At 34.9% G+C, this 25,921-nt stretch carries 23 protein-coding genes; 14 read left to right on the plus strand and 9 right to left on the minus strand.

Annotation, left to right across the window (positions count from 1 at the left end; all coding sequences use genetic code 11):
* Positions 1-141: 141 nt before the first annotated feature.
* The 6 genes from licT to ACGH46_RS09115 all read left to right on the plus strand — a co-directional run bounded on the left by licT (position 142) and on the right by ACGH46_RS09115 (position 7,392).
* Positions 142-981 (plus strand): BglG family transcription antiterminator LicT, encoded by an 840-nt coding sequence (gene licT / locus ACGH46_RS09090; protein WP_411605377.1) that lies wholly within the window; start codon positions 142-144, stop codon positions 979-981.
* 186 nt (positions 982-1,167) lie between these two features.
* Entirely contained in the window at positions 1,168-3,063 is a 1,896-nt protein-coding gene (locus tag ACGH46_RS09095; RefSeq protein WP_411605379.1) for a beta-glucoside-specific PTS transporter subunit IIABC, read from the plus strand.
* Between the two features lie 3 nt (positions 3,064-3,066).
* Entirely contained in the window at positions 3,067-4,461 is a 1,395-nt protein-coding gene (locus tag ACGH46_RS09100; RefSeq protein WP_411605381.1) for a glycoside hydrolase family 1 protein, read from the plus strand.
* A 123-nt stretch (positions 4,462-4,584) separates the two neighbouring features.
* Complete coding sequence (locus tag ACGH46_RS09105) at positions 4,585-5,925, plus strand: OprD family outer membrane porin (RefSeq protein WP_411605382.1); 1,341 nt, start codon at positions 4,585-4,587, stop codon at positions 5,923-5,925.
* Positions 5,926-5,950: 25 nt separating this feature from the next.
* Entirely contained in the window at positions 5,951-6,715 is a 765-nt protein-coding gene (locus tag ACGH46_RS09110; protein WP_267359281.1) for a histidine phosphatase family protein, read from the plus strand.
* 137 nt (positions 6,716-6,852) lie between these two features.
* On the plus strand, positions 6,853-7,392 hold the full coding sequence (locus ACGH46_RS09115) for a methylated-DNA--[protein]-cysteine S-methyltransferase (RefSeq protein ID WP_267352190.1): 540 nt from the start codon (positions 6,853-6,855) through the stop codon (positions 7,390-7,392).
* 125 nt (positions 7,393-7,517) lie between these two features.
* Here ACGH46_RS09115 and ACGH46_RS09120 read toward each other — a convergent pair whose 3' ends face one another.
* On the minus strand, positions 7,518-8,051 hold the full coding sequence (locus ACGH46_RS09120) for a hypothetical protein (protein ID WP_267352191.1): 534 nt from the start codon (positions 8,049-8,051) through the stop codon (positions 7,518-7,520).
* A 412-nt stretch (positions 8,052-8,463) separates the two neighbouring features.
* Positions 8,464-8,793, minus strand: a complete 330-nt coding sequence (locus tag ACGH46_RS09125; protein ID WP_267352192.1) for a nitrous oxide-stimulated promoter family protein — start codon at positions 8,791-8,793, stop codon at positions 8,464-8,466.
* An 82-nt stretch (positions 8,794-8,875) separates the two neighbouring features.
* Here ACGH46_RS09125 and ACGH46_RS09130 point away from each other — a divergent pair, with 82 nt between their 5' ends.
* Positions 8,876-9,697 (plus strand): shikimate 5-dehydrogenase, encoded by an 822-nt coding sequence (locus ACGH46_RS09130; RefSeq protein WP_411605417.1) that lies wholly within the window; start codon positions 8,876-8,878, stop codon positions 9,695-9,697.
* Positions 9,698-9,754: 57 nt separating this feature from the next.
* Here ACGH46_RS09130 and ycaO read toward each other — a convergent pair whose 3' ends face one another.
* Positions 9,755-11,521: a 30S ribosomal protein S12 methylthiotransferase accessory factor YcaO gene (ycaO, locus tag ACGH46_RS09135; RefSeq protein WP_267352194.1), complete on the minus strand. Its 1,767-nt coding sequence runs from the start codon at positions 11,519-11,521 to the stop codon at positions 9,755-9,757.
* 143 nt (positions 11,522-11,664) lie between these two features.
* Here ycaO and ACGH46_RS09140 point away from each other — a divergent pair, with 143 nt between their 5' ends.
* Positions 11,665-11,952: a DUF4282 domain-containing protein gene (locus tag ACGH46_RS09140; protein WP_267359269.1), complete on the plus strand. Its 288-nt coding sequence runs from the start codon at positions 11,665-11,667 to the stop codon at positions 11,950-11,952.
* 37 nt (positions 11,953-11,989) lie between these two features.
* On the opposite strand, the gene tsaD is transcribed toward ACGH46_RS09140, so the two are convergent.
* From tsaD to coaE, 4 genes are read right to left on the minus strand one after another with little or no spacing between them, the layout of a single operon-like run.
* Positions 11,990-13,012: a tRNA (adenosine(37)-N6)-threonylcarbamoyltransferase complex transferase subunit TsaD gene (gene tsaD / locus ACGH46_RS09145; protein ID WP_267359268.1), complete on the minus strand. Its 1,023-nt coding sequence runs from the start codon at positions 13,010-13,012 to the stop codon at positions 11,990-11,992.
* A complete protein-coding gene (gene yacG / locus ACGH46_RS09150) occupies positions 13,012-13,230 on the minus strand; it encodes a DNA gyrase inhibitor YacG (RefSeq protein ID WP_267359266.1) in 219 nt (72 codons plus the stop codon). The genes tsaD and yacG overlap by 1 nt, the downstream gene beginning before the upstream one ends.
* Positions 13,231-13,261: 31 nt before the next feature.
* Positions 13,262-13,999, minus strand: coding sequence for a cell division protein ZapD (zapD, locus tag ACGH46_RS09155; RefSeq protein ID WP_267359265.1), 738 nt, complete (start codon positions 13,997-13,999; stop codon positions 13,262-13,264).
* Positions 14,000-14,001: 2 nt separating this feature from the next.
* Positions 14,002-14,610: a dephospho-CoA kinase gene (coaE, locus tag ACGH46_RS09160; protein WP_267352197.1), complete on the minus strand. Its 609-nt coding sequence runs from the start codon at positions 14,608-14,610 to the stop codon at positions 14,002-14,004.
* Positions 14,611-14,984: 374 nt separating this feature from the next.
* On the opposite strand from coaE, the gene lexA reads away from it, so the two are divergent.
* Positions 14,985-15,608 carry a transcriptional repressor LexA gene (gene lexA, locus ACGH46_RS09165; RefSeq protein WP_267352198.1) on the plus strand — a complete coding sequence of 208 codons (624 nt, stop codon included), beginning with the start codon at positions 14,985-14,987 and terminating at the stop codon, positions 15,606-15,608.
* Positions 15,609-15,656: 48 nt separating this feature from the next.
* Positions 15,657-16,022, plus strand: coding sequence for a hypothetical protein (locus tag ACGH46_RS09170; RefSeq protein ID WP_267352199.1), 366 nt, complete (start codon positions 15,657-15,659; stop codon positions 16,020-16,022).
* 120 nt (positions 16,023-16,142) lie between these two features.
* Here the strand turns inward: ACGH46_RS09170 and ptrA are convergent, their stop codons facing one another.
* The gene (ptrA, locus tag ACGH46_RS09175) at positions 16,143-19,037 is read right to left on the minus strand and encodes a pitrilysin (protein WP_411605385.1); all 2,895 of its coding nucleotides are present in this window, start codon (positions 19,035-19,037) and stop codon (positions 16,143-16,145) included.
* 327 nt (positions 19,038-19,364) lie between these two features.
* Here ptrA and ACGH46_RS09180 point away from each other — a divergent pair, with 327 nt between their 5' ends.
* Genes ACGH46_RS09180 through ACGH46_RS09195 form a run of 4 tightly spaced genes read left to right on the plus strand, consistent with a single transcriptional unit; the run spans position 19,365 to position 24,130 of the window.
* Positions 19,365-20,555: a YaiO family outer membrane beta-barrel protein gene (locus ACGH46_RS09180; RefSeq protein WP_411605387.1), complete on the plus strand. Its 1,191-nt coding sequence runs from the start codon at positions 19,365-19,367 to the stop codon at positions 20,553-20,555.
* Positions 20,543-21,466: a hypothetical protein gene (locus tag ACGH46_RS09185; RefSeq protein ID WP_267352202.1), complete on the plus strand. Its 924-nt coding sequence runs from the start codon at positions 20,543-20,545 to the stop codon at positions 21,464-21,466. The genes ACGH46_RS09180 and ACGH46_RS09185 overlap by 13 nt, the downstream gene beginning before the upstream one ends.
* 5 nt (positions 21,467-21,471) lie before the next feature.
* Entirely contained in the window at positions 21,472-22,899 is a 1,428-nt protein-coding gene (locus ACGH46_RS09190) for a glycosyltransferase family 2 protein (RefSeq protein ID WP_267352203.1), read from the plus strand.
* Positions 22,889-24,130: a hypothetical protein gene (locus ACGH46_RS09195; RefSeq protein ID WP_411605388.1), complete on the plus strand. Its 1,242-nt coding sequence runs from the start codon at positions 22,889-22,891 to the stop codon at positions 24,128-24,130. Before ACGH46_RS09190 ends, ACGH46_RS09195 begins: the two co-directional genes overlap by 11 nt.
* A gap of 73 nt (positions 24,131-24,203) precedes the next feature.
* On the opposite strand, the gene prfC is transcribed toward ACGH46_RS09195, so the two are convergent.
* Entirely contained in the window at positions 24,204-25,796 is a 1,593-nt protein-coding gene (prfC, locus tag ACGH46_RS09200; RefSeq protein ID WP_411605390.1) for a peptide chain release factor 3, read from the minus strand.
* Positions 25,797-25,921 lie beyond the last annotated feature (125 nt).

Here is a 25,921-nt window from a genome sequence, read left to right on the forward strand (position 1 = left end):
GGGTTTTTTGTTAACTTTTATTTAAGTTAGGTAATCGAAATTTACTAAAAATATGATGCCTATCACATTTTCTTATATTTCTTCTTTTCATTTTCTACTGTCTATTCATAATACCTAAAGTTTTCAATCAGACGGTGACAGATGAAAGTTTATAAAATTCTTAATAACAATGTAGTCGTTACACTTGATTCCAAAGGCAATGAACTCATTGTCACTGGTCGTGGTATTGGATTTAAAAAACGTGAAGGAGACTTGATTGATACTAAACTGATTGAAAAACAATTTTCCCTCAACAACCAAGAAACGCTACCAAGATTTGCTGAATTACTATCTGAAATACCCATTGAAATATTCACTACTTCAGAAATCATCATCAATCACGCCAAGCAAGTCCTGAATGGAAAACTGCAAGACAGTATATATATTTCACTCACAGATCATATCCATTTTGCTATAGAGCGCCATAAACAAGGATTTGATATTCCGAATAGTTTTTTATGGGAAACAAAAAAACTTTATCCTAAAGAGTTTCAAGTAGGTTTATTTGCTTTATCGGTCATCAAAAAACGTTTATCCATTGAATTACCTGAAGATGAGGCGGGTTTTATTACCTTTCATATTATTAATGCTCAACTTAATGATACGATGCCCAATATCGTTAAAATGACCAAAATCATGCGTGAAATTCTTAATATCGTCAAATACCATTTTAATTTTGAGTATGATGAAGATTGTCTTTCTTATCAACGCTTTGTGACACACTTAAAATTCTTCTCACAACGCATTTTGAGTCAAACTCAACCGGTTCAACAAGATACCTCATTATATGAATTAATTCGTAAAAAGTATGAGCAGGCATATCTATGCACAAAACAGATTGATCTCCATTTAATTCAACAATATCAACATCCACTTACCGATGATGAAAGTCTGTATTTAACCATTCATATCGAACGACTACGCACTGAGCTCAAAAAATAATGTGATGTAGTTCACAATTTGAACATATTAAAATGAGAAATCATATTCACTATCTTTTATTTATGCTAGCCTAAGCGAATAAATTTTGGATTGTTATTGCATAGCATTTTATGTTGTGTAAGCAAAACCTAATCACCTCAACTTGAGGTGGTTAGGTTTTTTTTTGCATTTAAAAAAGGATAAGGTATGAAAAACAAACAACTTGCCGAATCAATTATTGAATATGTTGGTGGTCAAGACAATATTATCAGTCTGGTACACTGTGCAACTCGTTTAAGATTTGCATTAAAAGATGATAATAAAGCCAATGCAGATATCCTCAAAAAACAAAAAGGGGTGATAACGGTTGTACAAAGTGGTGGACAATTTCAAGTTGTCATCGGTAATAATGTTGCAGATGTATATAACAATATTATGCAACTAACCAACCTCAATGAGAAATCCAATGCCGAGGCACAACCAAATAAAAAATCAGGTTTTTTATCGAAATTAATTGATCTCGTTTCCGGCATTTTTATTCCTGTTCTAGTCGTAATAGTTGCCGGTGGGATTTTAAAAGGTTTAATCTCTTTATTACAAATTTTGGATATTGTCCGTGCACAAACACCAACCTATGAATTCTTGTATGCCATTGCTGATGCCCCACTCTATTATTTACCTATTATTTTAGGTTTTTCTGCGGTAAAAAAATTTGGTGGCAACCCCTATGTTGGAATGGCGATAGGTGGCGCCTTAGTTCACCCAAGTATCGCCAATATGATACCTAGCGGTCAATTTTCGTTAGAAACCGAAATGTTTTCAATACCAATACAATTAATTCCTTATGCATCATCGGTTTTCCCGATTATTTTGGCAGCTTGGTTCTATTCTTTACTAGAACGAACTTTCAATAGAATCATGCATGATTCATTTAAAAAATTTATTGCTCCCCTGCTCGGAATTCTTATCACTGTTCCATTAACTTTTGCGGTAATTGGTCCTGCGGTAACGTATGTCAGTAATGCTATCGCAAGTTGTATCATCTTCATGTATGAACTCAGTCCGGTTATAGCGTCCATGGTTTTAGCGGCACTTTGGCAAGTCATGGTAATATTTGGTATTCATTGGGGACTTGTTCCATTTGCCTTAAATAACTTATCAGTTTATCAAAATGACTTTATGTTACCGATTCTGTTCCCTGCTGTGTTCGCACAAGTTGGTGCCGTATTAGCGGTAAGATTTCGAGCCAAAGATCCTGAATTCAAAGCATTAGCAAGTTCGTCGGTATTATCCGGTATTTTTGGGGTAACCGAACCGGCAATTTATGGTGTCAATTTACCATTAAAAAGACCATTTGTTATTGGTTGTCTTGCAGCAACTGTAGGTGGAGGCATTGTTGGTTATTATCACAGCGTCATTTATTCATTTAGTTTTATTAATATTTTCTCCTTCTTACAACTCATTCCACCAACAGGTATAGATGAAAAATTTTATGCGGTCGTCGTTGGTTGTATTCTGTCATTCACTTTAGCGCTGATTGCAACCTATTTATTTGGTATGCCAAAAACAAAACCGACAGTTCAAGATGATGCTGTAGCAACAAACAATCCTAACCCTTCTAATCCGGTTAATCTGCATCCTGTCACGATTTTCAGTCCGTTAACAGGAAAAATAATACCATTAAATCAAGTCAATGATCCCACCTTTGCCAGTGAACTAATGGGTAAAGGCATTGCTATTATTCCAACAGAAGGGAAAGCTTATGCCCCTGATGACGGTGAAGTCGTATCACTGTTCAGAACCAAACACGCTATCGGATTTCAAACTGATTCTGGCGTGGAAATATTAATTCATATCGGGATCGATACGGTTAAATTAGACGGTCAACACTTTCAAGCACATGTTCAAGCCGGTAGCCAAGTCAAAAAAGGCGATTTACTCGTCAGTTTTGATATCGAGGCAATCAAACAAGCAGGCTTTGAAGTTACCACGCCGATCATCATTACTAACAGTGATGACTATCAGAAGATCCAGACTATTCATCAATCAGAGACTATTGAAAAGGGTGACGTTTTATTGACGTTATCAGCAAATAAGGAGTAACACATGTTAACACAATTTCCCAATGATTTTCTTTGGGGCGGAGCAATTGCTGCCAACCAAGTTGAAGGAGCCTATCGTGAAGATGGCAAAGGTTTATCTACATCAGATTGTACACCCAACGGTTTATTTGGTGACATCATCGATCGTAATAAAAACACAATTACCGGCATTAAAGATCGTGCCATTGATTTTTATCATCGCTATCCTGAAGATATCGCTTTATTTGCTGAAATGGGATTTTCGTGTTTAAGAACGTCAATTGCTTGGACTCGAATCTTTCCAAATGGTGATGAAGAACAACCAAATGAAAAAGGACTGGCGTTTTATGACAAACTGTTTGACGAAATGTTAAAACACAACATCACCCCACTTGTCACCTTATCGCATTACGAAATGCCCTACTACCTTGTCACACAATATGGTGGATGGGGAAATCGTAAAGTCATCGAATTTTTTACTCGTTATGCCAAAACCGTATTTGAACGCTATAAAAATAAAGTAAAATATTGGTTAACGTTCAATGAAATCAATATGTCATTACACGAACCCTTTACCGGTGTCGGATTGGATAGACACAGTAATAAAGAACAGATCTATCAAGCCATTCATCATCAGTTAGTCGCCAGCAGTCAAGCGGTAAAACTATGTCATCAAATTATTCCCGATGCCAAAATAGGTAACATGTTATTAGGCGCTGTTGCTTATCCTTTAACACCTAAGCCTGAAGATGTTTGGGCTACACTTCAAGAAAACCATGGTTGGCTATTTTTTGGTGATGTTCAAGTTCGAGGTTATTACCCGACTTATATGAAACGTTTTTTCAGAGAAAACAATATTAATTTAACGATTACCGAACAAGATCGACAAGATCTTAAAGAAACGGTCGATTTTGTATCGTTCAGTTACTATATGAGTTGTTGCGCAACTTCAGATGAATCACAAAAAACAAAAGGCAATATTTTAGATATGGTACCAAATCCTTATCTAAAAGCATCGGAATGGGGTTGGCAAATCGATCCAACAGGAATCCGTTATCTATTAAATATGCTTTATGAACGTTACCAAAAACCATTATTTATTGTTGAAAATGGTTTAGGCGCAAAAGATAAATTAGAAGCAGATGGCACGATAAATGATGATTATCGTATTAACTATATGAACGATCATCTTGTGGAAATTCGTGAAGCTATCGATGATGGTGTCGAAGTGATGGGCTATACCAGTTGGGGACCAATCGATTTGATTAGTGCTTCAAAAGCCGAAGTAACTAAACGTTATGGATTTATTTATGTCGATTTAAACCAAGACGGATCGGGAACGCTAAAACGCTATAAAAAGAAAAGTTTCTACTGGTATCAAGCGGTGATTGCATCAAAAGGCGAAGTTTTAAAATCTTAACTTTTGTGTCACACCTAAAATTGGAAAGTTACTGCTTACAGCAGGCAAAACCTAAATAGCATTAGAGATAACTTTGCTTAACCGGCTATTTAGGTTTTTGATAATTAAAAAAAGGATATAAAAATGAAAATAAGATATTTAACCTTCGCATTATTTAATATCATGTCTTATTCCGTTCTCGCAAACCCAATATCCAATAATCATTTACAACCTAGCTTTATAGAGAATGCTTTTATCACCGATAGTAAACTTGATTTTTCTACCCGTAATCATTGGAAATATTTAAAAGAAAATGCGGCTCAACCAAAAGAAGTACACAGTGCTTGGGGACAAGTTTTCACGTTCAATTATAAATCGGGTTATCTGTTTGATACACTTGGATTTGATATTACTTATGACAATGCAATAAAACTGGGTGCAAGTGACTATTTTGCAACCCGTAATCTACTTTATAACCACGGTAAAGGTTATAGTAAACACAATGCGCATGGCTTTAATAAATTTACTCAGCGTTATATAAAAATAAAACTGGGTGAAGATAGGATAAATTTTAACGGTAAAGTGGGCTGGCATAGTGTGAAAGATTTAGGCATCATTAGCTCTTCACAACATTTAACACGAAACAGCTATCTCGGATTTAGTGGCATATTAAAATATGATGACTTTGCCTTTTCATTTGGTCGTTTAGACAGTGCCCTACCCCGTGAATCCGCCCAAAAAGTTCACTTTTTAACAAACGATCGTAAAAAAGTCATTGATCACATCTCAACAGTTGAAATGGCTTATAAAGATAGTGATACCAAAATCGACTATTCTTATGGTGTCGCCAAAGATTACTTAAGACGGCATGCAATTGAATTATCTTATAAACCCGTTAAAAATTTAACTTTGGGTTCACAATTTTATGGTAGCTATGCGATGAAAAATTATGATGCCATGAAACAAAATAGAAAAGAGTTTGATTCCCATGCATGGCACTATGCAACCGACATTGAATGGAAAGAAGAAGACTGGAGCATCAAAGTGGGGCTCGCCTATACCGATGCAAATAAACATAACGCTCTTGGGTATTATGGACGCCATATCGGTAAAAATAACCGTGGTCGTTTTAATGGACTTGCCGCCGCAGCAGCAGATTACATGCGCGATGGGGAACTTGTTTTCACCGCCGTATTAAATTATGATTTTATTAAGGATAATACCACTGGATTGTATATGAACTATGCTAAATTTAATTATAAGCATGACCGATTAAAAAATGGTGAGATCAACATTTTTAATATTTGGAAACCGAGTTCTGGCATGTTTAAAAATCTCTCGATTTTATCTAAATTTGGTTATGGATGGTCTTACAAAACGATGAGTGCCTCAGATGCGACACCAAACCTGAAACATGGAAGAGCACAACGTTCCCCAACCTTATCAGCGGAAACTGTTATCGATTATCGATTTAATTTATTTTAAAATTTTGTTAAATAAAGGATGAAACATGAAAAAATCTATTCAATTTATTAGCCTACTTTTTGTTATGGTCATATCAATTTCACAAGCTTTTGCCAGTGAAGTGACAATCTATTTAACCCGTCATGGTAAAACCATGTTTAACAACGTTCATCGTGCTCAAGGATGGTCTGATACACCATTAATTCAGTCTGGTATAGAAGTTGCTGAACAATTAGGACAAGGCTTAAAAGATGTCGAATTTATTACTGCCTATTCAAGTGACTTAGGCCGTGCACGACAAACAGCACGTATTATCTTAGAAAGTAAAGGTGATACATTGGCAATTAATGAAATGGAAGCACTACGTGAAGCCTGCTTTGGCGATTTTGAAGGCGATCTAGATCCCAATATGTGGACTCCTGCTGCGCAACATTTAGGATATCCTTCTGACAAGGATTTAATGGCTGATCTTGCTAAAGGTAAAATAACACTACAAAAAATGTTAGATGCCGTGGCTGCGGTTGAAAAATCAGGACAAGCAGAAAATTATCAGCAAGTTAAAAAAAGAATGGAAGTCGCATTAAAAACCATTGCTGAATCAGCAAAAGCACAAGGTGGTGGTAACGTATTAGTTGTTTCACATGGTATTGCGATTATGTCTATGGTAGAAGATCTGCTTGATGCTCCAATCACCTCTCCATTAGGCAATGCCAGTGTTACCAAAATTCGTTATACCGATGAAGGTAAATTTATTGTCGAAAGTTTTGGCGATATGAGTTATGTCGAAAAAGGGAAACAAAGCACAAAATAACGTCTTAATTTTATTTGGCTTGCTTAGGTAAGCCAAATAACAAAATATAATCGGCAATATCAACAAAAAACTAGAAATTTAGTGAATAAACAAGCATAATTTAATTTTAATGTTGAGCTCCAAATTTTAAGGTTTATATGTTTTATTCAACCGATTACGTTTCACCATTAGGGTTAATTACGCTGGCAAGCCGAAACAATCAACTTGTTGCTGTATGGATTGAAGGACAAAAATATTTTGGTGATACCGTCAATGCTCCCCTTGAAAGCAAACCTAACTTACCCATCTTTAACCACACAAAAAAATGGTTTGATCACTACTTTTCAGGAAAAAATCCGGCTATCAATCAACTTGATTTAGCCCCGATTGGTACGTCTTTTCGTCATCAAGTTTGGGATATTCTTTGTAAAATTCCTTATGGTGAACTCATCACATATGGCGATATAGCTAAACAAATTGCGAAAACCAATCAACTTGCAAGTATGTCAAGCCAAGCTGTCGGCGGAGCAGTTGGGCGTAATCCACTATCCATTATTATTCCTTGTCATCGAGTCATTGGCAGTAACGGCAGTTTAACCGGTTATGCAGGTGGCATTGATAAAAAAATTAAACTTCTGCAACTAGAAGGCGTTGATACCCTAAAATTAACGATACCCACTAAAGGCACTGCACTTTAAAAAATTTAGGTTATCAAGGAAAGGCAAAAAATTCATTAAATGGTGCGACTTATTGACGGTACAAGATTTCGCTCTCTTTTTGAGCATACCGAGACAATGACTTATCAATATTTAGTTAAACTTGACTACAAATAGCCTTTATCTGATAAACAAATCCGCATTTTATTTTGAACTTCTAAACGATTGTAATCTAAATAATCCAAAATTCCTTCAGGATACTTTGAATTTGAATAACCGTAAACATCAAAATAGTGATGCAAACAACTATTCGGCTCGATATTCTTAAGTTGTATAAGATACAAAAAAGCAATATCTCCCTTAGTTAATTCATTTAATTTCAATTTGGTTGGTAAATAAACCCACTCTGTATTTTGGATATTATTTACCAGAATTTCCACCGTTTTTTTATCGTTTTTATTATTAACAAAAAAGAAATCAATATCAAAATCGTCAATACTACTGTTCCATGATAATTGTACATCTTTCTCAAAATAGATCGCTTCTATAATATCACGTTGCTGATTTGATGAATTTTTAGAATTACTTGGTCCAAATTCAAAGGATTTGGTGATACCAAAATCATTATATTGATACTCTTGGGCTTGAATAACAAACGACAAATGTGCTAATAATATAAAAATTATTGATATCTTCTTCATTATTAAATTACCTTAAAAAAGGGCTTTAGATACTTAAACTTTTTAACTGCTAACGAAATGATCACCGATAACTTTGATTGTGAGCCCATTCATTTGCGTATGGATCAAAATGTTTAAATATTCATCATCCTTATGTTTTATGTCATTAAATAAAACAGAAAATAGTTATTTATGACTATCTCTACTTTTAATTGTGAACACCCATTATCATAATGACGATATTTTACGAGTTATCTGAACAATATAATATAGTGTGCCATTATAACCAATTTTTACTTTTTAAAACAGACGGATATAAATTTAAACCTGTTTAATGGTAAATATGGATTTTAACGTTTTTTAATTTTTATAATAGCGCCTTCACATTTATCCTTTGTGACCTTAAATGATGTCGCAAAATTGATTGCGAAAATTATTGCTTAGTCAAATTTTTATAAAGATGTTTGAGGGCCATAATAGGATGATAAATCATCATTCTTGGGCCTGAGAAACGCATCACTTGCTTTATTTTTTGTTTATAATCTTTACGATAACAATGTTTTGGACAACGTTCACAGGTTGTTTTATCCTCACCAAATCGGCATAAGGTTAAGCGTTGCATTGCATATTTTAATAAATCATTACACTCATCACATAGCTGATTGTTAGGAACATGATGCTGTTTGTGACAATAAAGATAAATCATTGTGCTAACGGTGGCTTTTTCTTGTTGTATGTTAGGGCCTGTATTATTTGCTACCATAATTCAATACGTCTAAATCGAGAAAGTGTTAAAATTAAAAAATAGATGAACATGATCACAAGGAACAATAAAAATGGCAAGAATTATCAATAAAGATACGATTGTTTGTATGTCATTGGCTGCCAGACCAAGCAATTTTGGAACTCGATTTCATAACTTTTTATATGAGAAACTCGATCTCAATTATCTTTATAAAGCTTTTACGACTAATAATTTAAAAGATGCAATATATGGCATTAAAGCGTTAGCAATTCGTGGCTGCGCCATTTCTATGCCTTATAAACAAGCCTGCATTGAATTTCTTGATGAACTCGATGAATCCGTTAAATCTATCCATTCAGTTAACACTATTGTGAATACTGACTATCATTTGAAAGGCTATAACACAGACTATATCGCTGTTGCAAAACTGATTGCTTTACATCATATTGATAACACGACCCCATTTGTATTAAAAGGCAGTGGTGGTATGGCTAATGCCGTGATTGGCGCCTTTTTCGATGCAGGTTTTACCCATGGAATTATTGCTGCACGTAATCAAGAAAAAGGAGAAGCGTTAGCAAAACGATACAATTATCGTTGGGTAAAAGATGAAATTGAAATTTCACCCGAACAAGCAAAATTGATAATTAATGTCACGCCTATCGGGATGCAGGGCGGAAATGAGGAAAATCATTTAGCTTTTCCAGACAGCATGATTAACCATGCCGATATTGTTTTTGATGTGGTTGCCATGCCGGTTGAAACACCTTTGATGAGTTATGCCAATCGATTAAACAAAATAAGGATTTCAGGCGCAGATGTTGCAGTTTTACAAGCCCTTGAACAGTTTTACTTATATACGGGAGTAAGACCGAGTGAAGAACTGGTTAAGCAAGCTGCCGACTTTGCCAGACAAGCTTAACGTTTAATTCATCCACCAATTTAATTGGGTGGATGAATTAATTAACTTTATAGCACTTTATTGCATAGCTTGATGCAATTTATGATACACAGCTAATAATTTTTGATGCATGGCAAATTGTTCAACATCATCATCAACTGATTTAGCAGTCACTAAAGCGTCTTTTAGACCGTAAAATGTTTTTTCGCCAAGGGCATATTGCCACATTTTATCAACACAAGCTTGACCATACATTTTATTAAAGGCCTTTTGATAATCACGGAATTGGCTTGCATCACGTTGAAGAATAAAATTCACCAACGTTTGTAAACAACGATAATCATGATTTCTTTCAGCTGACAAAATAGATTCATTCATTTCTATCGTCCAATCAATCCATAGTTTAGCCTGTTCTAAATCCTGAGCGGCTAATGCAAGCATTGCTTTTAGCTCACCAACTCGTAATGTTAACCAAGCGTTATCTTTGCCTGTAGCGATACCAAGCAGTTCACGAATTCGTGCAAAATCATCTAATCCTTCTTCATCCAATTGTTCAATAATGGCAAGATATTGTTCAGCAGAATAGTTTTTTACTGGTAGTGATAAAATAAGATCACGAAGATGTATCGCCATGTTGTTATTGGCAATTAAAAGATCTTCAGGCGGATAAATTTCGGACATACCGACCGCCAATATACGGCAAGCATATACCCCTAAGTGCTCATAGTCCATAATTAATACTTCGGTATTTTGTTCATGGAAAATTGCCATAAGATTATTAAATTCTTGTTCGGTTGTTCCCGAAAAATCCCAATCTACAAATTCAAAATCGGCTTGTTGTTTAAATAAATCCCATGATATTAAACCACTTGAATCAATAAAATGGGTTTCTAAGTTACTTAAATCCGCAATTTCATCATTATCAAAACTTGGTGGTGAGAAAACATCAAGATCTTTTAAACTTCTGCCTTGTAATAGTTCGGTCACCGTTCTTTCTAGTGCAACACCAAAATTAGGGTGAGCACCAAAAGAAGCATAACAAGTGCCATTGTGAGGATTAAATAACACCACACAAATCACAGGATATTTACCGCCGAGAGACGCATCAAAACAATAAAGTGGAAATCCTTCATTTTCAAGTGATTCAATTGATGCTAACACACTTGGGTAGCGATCAATCACTTCTTTTGGAATCGTCGGTAAACTGATTGCTTCAGCAATAATTTTATTTTTAACGTAGCGTTCAAAAATTTCAGATAAACCTTGCACTCTGGCTTCATTACGTGTATTACCGGCAGACATACCATTTGAAGCATATAAATTAGCAATTAAGTTTACTGGAACATAAACAATTGTTTGATCTGTTTGAGAAACAAATGGTAAAGCACAAATACCACGTTCACGATTACTTGACTGTAAATCGATGAGATCGGTTGCGTTTAATTCTTGTTCTGGATCATAAAATTGTAATAATTTTTCCGATAACAGGCCTTCTGGCAAAGTATTATCCTCAGGCACTGCAAACCATTTTTCCGTTGGATAGTGAACAAAATTAGCCGTTGCTGCTTGTTTTCCCAAATAAAAATCGGAAAAGAAATAATTAGTTGATAACCGTTCAAAATATTCACCTAAAGCCGATGCAAGTGCGGCTTTTTTACTTGCGCCTTTACCATTAGCAAAGCATAAAGGACATTGGGTATTTTGTATATGAACTGACCAAACATTAGCAACGGGATTAAGCCAAGACGCCTCTTTAACGTCTAATTGATATTTAGCTAATTGTTGATGGAAATAGTGGATTGAATCTTCAAGGGCGGCATCTTTGCCAGTAATATAAGTTTTCATAAATATTTAATCTTTAATTGCATTGATTTCCTCTAAAAAATGTACTCTAATATACAACGATTATTTTAGATAATCATCCTATAGTTTAGCTTTTTATATGCTTTAATAACCTAAATTTATGTGAAACTACATTGGGGAAAGATATGAAAGATTTTAAACCTATAGATTTACTTTTCTTTAATCGTTTAATCATGCCAAGTATATTAACCATTCTGTACTGGTTATCGTTAGCTTGCGTCGTTCTGAGTTGTTTATTCAATATATTCCAAGGTAATTTTTTTTATGGATTGTTCTGTTTAATTAGCGGGGCTATTGTTACACGTATTGGCTTCGAATTAATCTGTGTGACTTTTAGTATCAATAGAAATCTAGAAAAACTCGTTGCAATGCAATCTGAAAACACCAATAAACTCACTAATTCCGATAATTAAACATGCTCTTTTCTAATCCAACTAAATATATCCAACACTAACTGTTGGATATATTTAAAGCCCATCGAGGATTTACCTCAATAGCCAGTTCATTACCTTCTTTAGATTGCAAATGAATCATACCAGCATAAGCTATCATCGCACCATTATCGGTACAAAACGCAACTCTAGGGTAAAAAACTTCTCCTTTTCGCTGTTGCATTAATTGTGTTAATTTGTCACGCAAAGGCTTATTGGCACTCACACCACCAGCAATGACTAAACGGTTAAATCCCGTATGATCAAGTGCTCGTCGGGATTTAATGACCAAAGTATCGACTAACGCATCTTCGAAAGCACGGGCAATATCGGCTTTGGTTTGTTCATCAATCGCATTATTTTGACTATGCTGATGAATGGTATTGGCTGTGGCTGTTTTAAGACCAGAAAAACTAAAATCAAAACCTGGTCTATCTGTCATCGGTCGAGGAAAATGGAATCGAGAAGATAATCCTTGCTCAGCTAATTTTGATAATTTCGCTCCTCCAGGATAATCAATCCCTAGCAATTTAGCAGTTTTATCAAATGCTTCACCTGCTGCATCATCAATGGATTCGCCAAGTAGCTGATATTCCCCTACTCCAGTCACACTGAAAAGTTGAGTGTGTCCCCCTGAAACTAATAAAGCCACAAAAGGAAACGCTGGCGGATTATCTTCAAGCATAGGAGCAAGTAAATGACCTTCCATATGATTGACGGCAATCGCAGGCACATTCCACGCATAAGCGAGTGATCGCCCAATCGAGGCTCCTACCATTAATGCTCCAATTAATCCGGGCCCAGCCGTATAAGCCACACCATCAATATCGCGCGAAGTTAAATTAGCTTCTTTTAAGGCCGCTTGAATCAGTGGTACGGTTTTACGAATGTGATCACGTGATGCAAGTTCCGGTACCACTCCACCATAATCAGCATGTAACTTGACTTGTGAATAAAGTTGATTGGCAAGCAATCCATGTTGATCATCATAAATCGCCACCCCTGTTTCATCGCAAGATGTTTCAATACCCAAAATTTTCATTACTGATTACCTGAAGAGTTGAATTTATCATCTTCGCTCCAATGATCTTGTTCGCTTATCTCTTTATCAGCAATACGGTGTTCTTCCGTTGCCCAGTCACCGAGATCAATAAGTTGGCAACGTTTACTACAAAAAGGTCGATAAGGACTAACGTCTGACCATTCGACTTGTTTTTGACAAGTCGGACAATTTACAAAAGTGTGTGTTTGATTACTCATTTCAGTTTCTTCAAAATAGACTTTACCATAACTAACAACAAGCTAGTTCAAATTCAATCGAATCATGTGTTGTGTTTTCACAAGTTTCAAGGGGTAAAAAACGGATACTATACCGTGACATATGTCCCGATACTTGAGGATAAACATTTTTATCTAATGAAACACGAACACGAATTAAGTTAATTTCTCCGTTAGTTTCTTGAAAAAAATTGTTACTACAATGATATTTTTTAAACTCGCCCAGCTGTCTTATAAGTTGCATACAAGAAGATAATGCCTCATCTAATAAAGACAACTGTTGCAGCCAATTTCTTACCTGAAGGTTTCGTGTTTCTTGAGACAGTTTCAACCATAAATAAAAGAAAGGCAGATCAAAACTACAACACCCACCCGGAATGGTTAAACGTTGCCTTATTGACGTAATAAAACGGTCGTCTTTTAATGACTGCCCTAAACGAGCGGTTGCATTAAATTTGACTAAAAACGAATCGAATCGGAGGATTAAATCACTGATTAGATCCTTATCAACACCATCAATATTCATCCATGAAATCAGTTTTTGTTTTTGTGATTCAATTTCTTTAATGAGTTCCCCTCTGACATCACTACGCTCTATTATCTCAAGAAGTTCAGATAAGGCATGGAAAAAGAGTAGCGCATTATTTTCATTCAAATGACAATGCGTATTAATTTGTTTTAATAAAAATTCTAATCGTAACCAAGTACGCATTTTTTCATTTAAAGGATGTTCAAAAATAATATTATTCATACTTATCCATTCTTAATTTTTGAATTTTTTAAATATTGTTGATGTAATTTACAAACCTGCTGTTTTAATGAATCTAAATCATCATTGTTAATAATAATATCATCAGCATACGACAAACGTTTGCCAGAACAAACCTGTGAAAATATCATTTTTCGGGCTAATGACTCAACAATATGATCACGATTCATAAGACGTTCTAATTGCAATGATTCAGGTATATCTATCATTAATACGCGATCAGCAAAATGATGTAAATTATTTTCAACAAGTAATGGTACCACCCAAATGACATAATCAGCAGTTTGCTTTTCAATTTGAGCTTGGGTTTCTTGCTGTATAATCGGATGTAATAAACTGTTCAACCAAAGACGTTCATGGTCATTATTAAAAATAATTTCTCTTAATTGACGACGATCCAATTCACCGTCAGGTAAGACAATTTCTTGACTAAAATGTTTAACAATTTGAGAAAATGCTAAGGTGCCACTTTTTACAATTTGGCGAGCAATAATATCAGCATCAATAATTGGAACCCCTAAATCAGCAAATAGATGTGCAATGGTACTTTTACCACTGGCAATTCCACCACTGAGTGCAACAACATAAGGCATGAGACAATTCCAATTAAAAAAACAATTTTGCGTAGTATATCATACTACTGACCTTCATTATATAACCTTAATCTCTGAAACAAAACAAGGAAAACACATCGTAAAACAGTCCAATCCAATATACAAAATTAAACGCACAATCATTTTTTATAACATTATGAATATATTTAAACTATTATCATTTATTGTTGATATAGAGGTTAAAATTCAACCTCCGTTATTTTGTAACAAAAGTCAGATAACATTCACCTTAATAAACACAATTAAACCTTGTTGAGCAGAAATAAAATAAAAATCAATGAAAGAAAGGGTTGGCATTATTAACTTAGCTGTATATAATCACATATATCTGTATAAATAAACAGGAAAATCGAATGAGACCATTAACTGAACGCCAACAGCAAATTTATGATTTAATCAAAGATAATATTCAGACTACCGGAATGCCACCAACACGAGCAGAAATAGCTAAAATATTAGGTTTTCGTTCAGCTAATGCAGCAGAAGAGCATTTAAAAGCTTTAGCCAAAAAAGGCGCTATTGAAATGATTGCCGGCTCATCAAGAGGTATCCGCCTGTTACTTGAAAATCATGAAAAAAATGAAGCGGAAGGTCTACCGCTTATTGGTCAAGTAGCAGCCGGTTCACCGATTCTTGCTCAAGAACATATTGAAAGTTATTATCAAGTGGATCCCAATTTATTTAAACCCAATGCCGATTTTTTATTACGTGTACAGGGAATGTCAATGAAAGATATCGGTATATTGGATGGTGATCTACTGGCGGTGCATAAAACTCAGGATGTCAAAAATGGACAAGTTATTGTGGCACGCATTGAAGATGAAGTGACAGTTAAACGCTTATCTCGTCAAGGTCGATATGTTCATCTGATTGCCGAAAATAGTGAATTTTCTCCGATTTTGGTTGATCTTGAACAACAAAATTTTGCTATTGAAGGCATAGCTGTGGGTATCATTCGCAATGGATCATGGTTGTAACTTAGTATAAAATAGTCACAAATTATAGCTAATTCAGGAGAAAATGGTATGTGGCTATTTTGGTTATTTGAAGCGTTAGGATTTGTTGCCGTTATTATCCTCATTTTTGTTTATTGCCGTTTTCGTAAACAAGGATTTTGGTCGTTTCTTTGGCGGCGTTTAAAATGGGTGGCTATTGCTATTCTTGTGGTTTGGCTTGCTATTGCAATATTGTGTCGAAATCACTTATTTAGTGCGGTTCACTGTTATTTTCGTGGTGAAAGTATGCATGCCAACACCAAATACTCAATCTATTTAAGTGAATGCCAAGTTGAAACGCCAAGTGGTAGTTACGTGCCAATCGAACGATCCCGAGCGATACCAGGTTCAAATGACCACCATAATGAAGATAATACTATTGATTATTACCATTAATATTCAATTTAACTAAAAATTCAGATAAAAAATAAGGTAATTTCGGTTGAAAATTACCTTATTTTTATTTCAGTTATGTGATTCTACATTCTGTTTTAACAAACCTTATTAACATCAAAATTATTTAGTCATTTCACTTAACAAAGAATGTTGTAAACTTGAAGCATTGTCAAAATCCGTCAACTCATTACCATTAATAGCTTGTGGTACTTTGGAATCTTCTAAAGGTTTACCCAGTACTTGCGACGCTAGTACTAAACCTTTATGCTCCATAACAGAATGGGTATAAAAGTTAATCAAATCTTGTTGGGTAATTTTTTTCAATTGATTGATTTTTTTCTCACGTGAATCAAATTTAAAGCGTGATAAACGATAATCTGACAGATAAAGATTTAATTCTTCCTCTAGCGTTTGTGGCGGCATTGTCAATTCATTGAGCACGCCTTTTTTATATTGCTCAACATCTTGATCGGATAATTCTTTCAATTTACTTAACATGTTAGGATAAAAATCTTGATAGCGTTTAAGTAAATAATCAGGATCATACTGATTACTTTGAATTAAAAATCCTAATCCTGACGATTCACCTATGGTAAACGGAATGGTAAACACGGCATAACCAAGCTGCTCGTTACTGCGCAACTGCTCATAAAAAGAAGGTTCAATCATTTTGGTCAGCGTATAACTTAAAACTTGTCCCTCGATTTCACTATAATTCGCTGGAATATATCCAATCATTAAAGCATTGTCGCTCGAAGTTGCATGTTGCGTAATTTTTGCTGTCTGTGTCGATGTTATTTTTATCGTTGGTTTTGGTTCAAACTCGATATTCGCATCCAACGTTTTTTGTATTTCCTGATAAAGTTTGAGTGAATTATCGTTCGATATATTCCCTAAACTGATCATATAAGGAACGGATTTTGACAGTAACTTATCACGATAAGCCAATACATCATTCACACTGATATCTGCTGTTATTCGGCGTTTATCACTGCGTTCGAAGTAAGGAATATAAGATAAAGCTTTAACTGGTTGCATCGATAATAAATAACTATTAGCATGATCGGCGGCATCAAGTTTTTGAAGATACCAGGATTTCGCTAATGCTAAACTTTGCTCATCAATATTAACATTTCGATAGCTATTTAAGATAGCGGTTATCATATCTGGCAGATGTTGATTAAAGCCTGTAGCAGTGATCATTAGTCCATTATCACCCGAACATGATAAAGACATACCTGCGACACCAGCCTGAAATTCTAACTGCGCTAAATTTCGACTGACAATATAGTCAAGTAAGTAAAAAATGACCTGTGATTTTACATCTTTAAATGCCTCGTTATTGCGCAATGAAACCACTATGGCAGCTTTCGGATCTTGTTTAAAATATTGACTAGCTAAATGAATATGATTTCCCCGTTTGTTAAACTCAACGGCTGGTAATGGAGTTTCACTTTGCTTTACAATCGAAAAGTCATCGGGGATATAAGGATTGAGCGCTGGTAAAGTAAACGAGAAATCTTTACCTAACGCTGTCCAATTTAATTTTTCTTCTTTAGTAATGTTATCAATTTTGTAAGGCGCTTCAACAAAATAAGCGGTTTTATTGGTTGCTTGATTCGGTGAAATCGTCCATATTCTGGCATTATCGGCAGTTAAACTTTTTAGTCGAGCGATAATTGCAGACTTATCAAAATGCGTTGCAATATAATCTGAATTAAGAACATTTTGAATTGGATATAGCAACATCTGATCCGATAACCATTCAACATAGGACATATCCCGTTCAATATCTTGATATTTAAATCCTAAATCTAAGACTTTCTTAAACTCCTCATAATAAGCTTCGGTTACACCTTCTTTTTGAATTAACTGCAAATAATTAAAAATAGCGCCAATAACTTTATCTTTCTGGCTAAGCCCTGCATCGGTTAAACTGACATTAATACTAAAAATACCACTATTGCCATATCGATTAGGTGAAATCGAGGAGGATATACTTTCGATTAATCCTTGTTTTTGAAGTTGGTCAGATAATGTATTTTGGCTACTGTTACTAATTAAATAAGTGATATATTCATCACTTTTATCGGCAAATTTAGCTAAATTGTTTTCAATGGGAAATTGCAATAACAACAACTTTTTAGGTTGTGCAGGAATCATATAAATTTGTTTACCTAACGAATCCGACGTCATTGCCAGCTTATCAATTTTTGGCGCAATAGTATGGCGATTGGGAATCTTTCCATAGGTATCTTCGGCTAATTTTGCCAATTTATTTATCGATTGATTACTGTAAATGACCCCGACCATAATATTGGCAGAATAATAATCGTGATGAAAATTGACTAAGGCATCTTGTAGTTTACTGTCTGGCTTATCACTTAATGTTTCTAAGTTACCCCCTGAAAATTGTGATGCAGGATGTTCGGGATTAATGGTTTCAGCATCAACTTGTTCAATTCTAAAACCATCATTGGATCGTGCCATAGTCAATTCGGCATTAACGGCATTGCGTTCTTTATCGGCAAATTTAGGATCTAAGATAGGCTCGGCAATGGCATCAGCTAAATAATCCAATGCTTTATCAAAAGCACTATTTTCAACTTCAAAATAAAATGCGGTACGATGTGCGGCAGTACTTGCATTATAACTGCCGGTGTGACGGCTTAAAAATTTAGAAAAACTTGCTGGTTTAGGATACTTTTTTGAGCCCATAAGTACCATGTGCTCAGTATAATGCGCTAAGCCTTGCTGTGCTTTTGGATCTTGCAATGAACCAACCGGTAGCGCTAGTGAGCCAAGCGATTTGACTGCATTGGGATCAGACACCAGTAATACCTGCATTTTGTTTGGTAACTCAATCACTTCATATTGACGTTTATCTCGTTCACTTTGTTGTACCTTTTCCAATAATACAGGGTGAACAAGCTTATTATCAATTGCGCTAGAAGAGTTGGAAATAATGAATCCTAACGCAGTAAAAATAATCAATTTAATTTTCATCTTATTCATATAATTTTCCCATTTAAAAAACTATTATAGTCTTAATTCAACAATTAAGGGCAAAAAAACATAAATAAACAATAGCTATCAAACTAAACAAAACTACACCAAATATTTCTATTCTTTGTTATATGTATTTTATATAATCCACGCGTTTGGATAACCTAAACCATGTAATTAAAATTACATCATCCTGTGATATTACCTAAGATTTCTATTTTTTGCTGATTCAGAACAACTCATTGATTAATTTACATCATTTCAATAGTGCTTTGATTCATACACAAATAAAAATAAAAACATAGATTTTGAAATATATTGAATTAAGGTGGTTTTATGTCTTATAAGTTAGTCTTAATGCTAAGTTTTTTTGCCTACAGTTCTACTATATTAGCAAACCCAATTTATGGAAATAACGCAATCAAAGCAGAACAATTATTAAATGAAAGCATTGAAGCAAAAAAAATGCAAAATTTTAATCTCGCTGCGCAAAAATTAGAATCTGCGCTTGTACTATCACCAACTAATTCAGACATACTTGTCCAACTTGGATTTAACTATTATGCACTGAAAAACTTAGATCAAGCAAAACAAGCGTTTCAAAAGGCTTTAGTCTTAGCCCCCAATTATGTCGATGCCCAATACGGATTGGTCAGCGTTGTGTTAGCACAAAATATTGATAATCCAAGTGAAGCTGAATTACTACTCAATCACTATTTAACGCAATCACCCAATGATACCCAATTGTTAACATTAAAAAAAACAATCACTGACATCAAAAAATCGATTCATTACTGGACACTCAATGTTGCTGGTACTCATAGTCATTTAACAAAATCTTATGCAGACTGGAACGAAATGGAGTTTGCGCTATCTTATAAACTGTCTAAAACAAGTACGATTACAGGTCATGTTGCTCAATCTCATCGTTTTAATATGAATGATCAAAGAATTGGTACAACATTTTGGCATACGCTAAATGATCGTGCTTACGGCTACTTATCAGGCTTTACCGCGACGTCTAAAAAATTCTTTGCACGTTATACCTTAGCAAGTGGTGCTGACTATGTATTATTATCATCAACAAATGAATATTTTAATTCCCTTCATATCACATTGGATTTAAAGTTCGACCACTACAACGACGGAAATATCAAAAGTATTACGCCAGGGATTGAGCAATACTTCTTGAATGACCGATTATCAATTGCCGGTAAGTGGTACAATACTTATGATCAGGATAATAATCATACCAACGGTTTTCTAATTAAGCTAACCGCAACACCAATCGAAAAATTGCATCTATTTATCGGTTACTCAAATGCTCAAGAAACATCAGATCGTTCTAACCGCTATAATCATTCATTAATCAAGGCGAAAGCACATTTCGTGGGTCTAACGTATGATGTGTCTGACAGATTAAGTCTTCAATTTAACTACACTGCTGAAGGTCGAAAAGACACCAACCGCAACCGTAATTTGTACAACAAGAAAACATTAGGATGTGGTATAAAATGGACATTTTAATACGGTATATGAATATTTACAATGTCAGTATGATTTTTGCTGGTCTGATAATTGTTTTTATCACGTCAATAATTTATCTTGATCGAAGATATCATCGGAAAAGATTTAATGATTTAAAACTAAAATTAATCGATTTGATTGCACAAAAAAGTAAAGTAAACGCCTTTTATGCAAGCAAAATATCGAAATATGCATTAAATTCCGTTGACTTAATTGCCGCTTTTTTTGCTGAAAAACAGTTCAATGAGCTTGAACCGGTATTACCGCTGTTTGAAAATGAAGTATTTCAAAAAAAATTGCGCACTTTATTAAAAAAAGGAACGACGAAAGAACGCATTGATGCCGCAAACATGTTGTCTTACTACCCTTCCACACAAACCTTTGCGGCGTTGAAACATGCTTGTAAAAACCATAACCAAGAAGTTGCTGTTGCAGCAGCGCTGAGTTTAGCAATCAGTAATCCTAACGTGACTCTTGCTGAACTCATAATCTTATTGTCTAATTCAATATCGCAAAATGGTCTATTTTGTTTTTTACGATTAGTTCCATCCTATAAGCTTTTAGAGTTTGAAACCGAACTAGCAAATCAACAATTTAGCAAAATTGTTGATAATCTTTCTAACATCTTAACCCAAATTTCTATAAATTATATCACGCCTTACGCTATGTTAGCCAAAGAAGATAGACGCGATTATATGCGGGCGTTTTATGAATCGTTAATCGATTTACAAAATAGTTCTTCCGGTATTATTCACAGCTGTTATCTACTTAATTTTATTAATGAATTCTGCTATCAAGAAAAGATATGTAGTATTGAAGAATTGATAACAGAATATTTTGATTTTACGACTAAGCGATTTGTCCATATCCTCGATAAAAACAACAATATTTTCAAAATTAAACACGGGTAAACTTTATGAACAATGATTTATACTATGCAATCAAGCTTTGCATGGAAGTGCTGGTTATTCTCATAATGATTGTCGGACTTTTACAAGTGCTCATCTATTTTTTGCAACTTATCATTTCTGTTTATGTCCTAATTAAAGCGCGAGATAACGATAAAAAAATTCAGAATATTAAAAAGAATGAAGGTATTTTACCGGCTATCTCTATTATTATGCCTGCCTATAATGAAAGCGTTACCATTATCGATAGTATTGAATCGATGCTCGCAACGGAATACCCTAATGTTGATATTATTGTGATTAACGATGGCTCAACCGACAATACTTTTCAATTAATTTATGACCATTTTCGATTACAAGAAACCGCCCATCATTTAAATAATGTGGAACAAAATCACCTATCTCATGCCAAAATAAGAGGGGTTTATATCTCTCAAAAAGATAGCCGTCTTCGCGTGATAGATAAAGTCAATGGAGGCAAAGCCGATGCACATAATGCGGCAATCAATTTAAGTCAAGCCCCTATCGTTTGTCTCATTGATGCTGATTCCATTTTAGAACCCGATGCATTAACTAAAGCGGTTATTCCTTTTATTTACAGTCCTAAAACTATTGCCGTGGGTGGAACCGTTCGAGTTGCAAACAGTTGTTTGATTAATAAAGGGGTGGTAACAAAAATAAAACTATCAAGAAAATACATTGTTCAATTACAAGCATTGGAATATATGCGTTCATTTTTAATGGCTAAAGTGGCCTGGAATCATATTAAAATATTACCGATTATATCAGGCGCATTTGGCTTGTTCCGTCGAGATTTAGCCATAAAAATTGGTGGATTTTCGGCTGACTCGGTTGGTGAAGATTTTGACTTTACGGTAAAATTACATAAACTAATCTATGATACCAAAGCCAATTATAAAATAGAATATGTCCCAACTGCGGTATGCTGGACTCAAGTACCCGAAAAATGGAAAGTATTAAAGAATCAACGAATACGTTGGCATATTGGTGCATTGCAAACTTATTTGCATTTTCGGGAGTTTACTTTTAAGTTAAAATATAAAAGATTAAGTTTTATTCTTTTACCTTTTTCGATTTTAACCGATATTTTAGGGCCGATTGCTGAATTATTAGGTTATGTATTATTACCCCTTTTTTGTTATTTTGATGTGGTCGATGGTAATTTAATTTTATCCTATTTTTTACTTGTTATTAGTTACAATATTTTAATCACCTCGACTGCCATTGCCATTGACGGCCTCTTGCTAAGAGGATTAGATAAAATCAGATATTTTGTATCACTACTTTTTATTTCGCTAATTGATAATTTTGGCTATCGACAAATCTGTTTATATTGGAAATTTAAAGGTTTCTTCCGTTTGAAAAAAGGTAAATTATCTTGGGGAAAAATGGAGAGAGTTAAATTTGATAAATAACATTAAACGACTATCAAGCAATGTACTATTTATTCTAATTACTGTCCTGCCTGCGGCTTTTGCGGGTAATGTGTCGATGTTGAACAACCTTAAAAACACCGAAACGAGCCAATACGATACGGCATTGCAACATGATTTGTCGAATCCTAATAGCGATTCGGTTTTAAGTGCCGTGGTAAATACAACGCAAATTATTGAGCAGGTAGCAATGAGTGATCCGGTTCCATTTATGATTGATCAAAATCAACCCTTATCACTTGATACATCCGCTCAACCTGATAGTTCAAATTTTCCAAAACTGGAGATTGAACAATCAACACATTCAAATACACTGGTTAATAACTTAACTTATACGGAAAAAAACCGCAATCTTGCTATGTGGAATTGGAAAGCAACCACATGGAATAACTCACCTAACCAATTTATTACAAAGATAAAATCAAAAGGGATCAATCAGATTTATTTACAATTATTTATTGAAAACCAGCAAATTGAATATGAAGAACAGCTAATAAATCTCTTAGACATCGCATTTCAAAATGGTATTGAGATCATTGCTGTTGAAGGAGCAGCAGAAATGATACTTGAAAGTGGTTTACAAAATGCGATTGAACGTAATCAGATAATTAAGCAATTCTGTCAGCGACGTATAAATAAACCTTGTCTTGCTGGAATCCAATATGATATAGAACCCTATTTATTAAGTGATTATGACCAAAATAAAGATCTGATTTGGCAACAATGGGCGCAAGCGATAAAAAAATTGAGTGAAAGTTGGGGAGGAAAAATTGAGATTGTAGTCCCATTTTGGTTAAAAGATATTAATCAAAGCAAGCAAATTATCCAGTATATTGAACCTTATTCCTTAAAATATATTATCATGGTTTATCGTACTGATTATGAACTGATTTATGATATCAGTGCTAAATGGTTATCATGGGGAGATGAAAATCTTCATAAAATCGTTATTGCCCTTGAAAATGGTATACTCAGTGAAGAATTCGAAAAATATTACTCCTATGACCAAACGAATAATGAAATCGAAGAAGGGTCAAATGATGAGAATTCTGATGTTAATTCAACTGATCATATAGTGGACTTCACAGAAATTAGCTTTGAAGGTAAAGAAGATGAGCTATTTGGCATGATTAATGCCTTGACTGAAGTATTTTCAAACTGGAGTTCTTTCGATGGTTTTGCTATTAATGGGCTTGATGTTGAAGAAGATTAAATAAGAGCTAGTCACCTAGCTCTTCTTAATTGGCATTATCGGTTATACCAAAAACGGATAAATGAAGTTTACATTAATGCTCACGTGTTTTTCTAAAGTCAACATCCGGATAACGTTCCTGTGTTAAATTCAAATTCACCATACTTGGTGCAATGTAAGAAAGATTATCGCCACCATCCAGCGCTAAATTTTGTTCACATTTACGTTTAAATTCTTCCAATTTTTTCACATCACTACATTCTACCCAACGGGCGGTTGTGACGTTCACCGGTTCATAAATGGCTTCTACATTGTATTCGGATTTTAAGCGCGCAACCACAACATCAAATTGCAGAACACCAACCGCTCCGACAATCAAATCATTGTTAGATAAGGGTCTAAATACCTGTACAGCCCCCTCTTCTGACAACTGCACCAATCCTTTTAATAGCTGTTTTTGTTTAAGCGGATCTTTTAATCGTATCCGTCGGAACAATTCAGGCGCAAAATTAGGGATACCAACAAATTTGAAATCTTCCCCCTGCGTAAACGTATCACCGATTTGAATCGTACCATGATTATGCAATCCAATAATATCGCCTGCATAAGCTTCTTCGACATGTTCACGATCACCTGCCATAAATGTCAAGGCATCAGAAATATTCACATCTTTGGCAATCCTCACATGGCGTAACTTCATGCCCTTTTCATACTTCCCTGACACGATACGCATAAAAGCAACTCGGTCACGATGTTTTGGATCCATATTGGCTTGAATTTTAAAGACAAAGCCACTAAATTTTTCTTCTGAGGATTTCACTTCTCGCTTATCCGTTTGACGAGGTTGTGGTGTTGGCGCCCAAGCAGTTAAGCCATCAAGCATATGATCGACACCAAAATTACCTAACGCTGTACCAAAAAAGACAGGGGTTAAATCACCAGATAAAAAAGCATCCAAATCAAACTCATTTGATGCACCTTGAACCAGTTCCAGCTCTTCCCGCAATTGCAGAGCTAAATCCTCGCCCACCGCTGTATCTAATTCCGGATTATTTAACCCTTTAATAATACGTACATCCTGAATAGTATGACCTTTACCTGATTGATAAAGATAGGTTTCATCTTTTTTCAGATGATACACGCCTTTAAATAACTTACCACAACCAATCGGCCAAGTGATCGGTGCACATAGGATATTAAGCTCGTTTTCAACTTCGTCAAGTAGCTCCATTGGATCACGAATATCACGGTCTAACTTATTCATAAAAGTTAAAATTGGGGTATTACGTAACCGTGTCACTTCCATTAATTTACGAGTACGATCTTCCACCCCTTTAGCCGCATCAATGACCATTAAACAGCTATCCACTGCTGTCAATGTGCGATAGGTATCTTCCGAAAAGTCTTCATGCCCAGGGGTATCAAGTAAATTGACTAAACAATCATTATATGGAAATTGCATCACAGAAGTTGTGATAGAAATACCACGTTGTTTTTCCATCTCCATCCAGTCAGATTTTGCATGTTGCGCATTGGCTCCACGCCCTTTTACCGTTCCGGCAGTTTGAATTGCGTGACCGAATAACAAAACCTTTTCGGTAATCGTGGTTTTACCGGCATCAGGGTGCGAAATGATAGCAAAAGTGCGACGAGCATTAACTTCGTCTAAATAAGCTTGTTCTGTCATAAAATTAACGTTCATTAACCTGTACAAAAATAATCGAGCATTTTAACAGGTATCGCTATGCATTGCCATGAATGTATTACCTGTGATTTTCCTTATTTAATTATCTCTGCATAATATCTTCACTA

Source organism: Gilliamella sp. CG22, from assembly GCF_046635725.1.
Classification (GTDB): domain Bacteria; phylum Pseudomonadota; class Gammaproteobacteria; order Enterobacterales; family Orbaceae; genus Gilliamella; species Gilliamella apicola_I.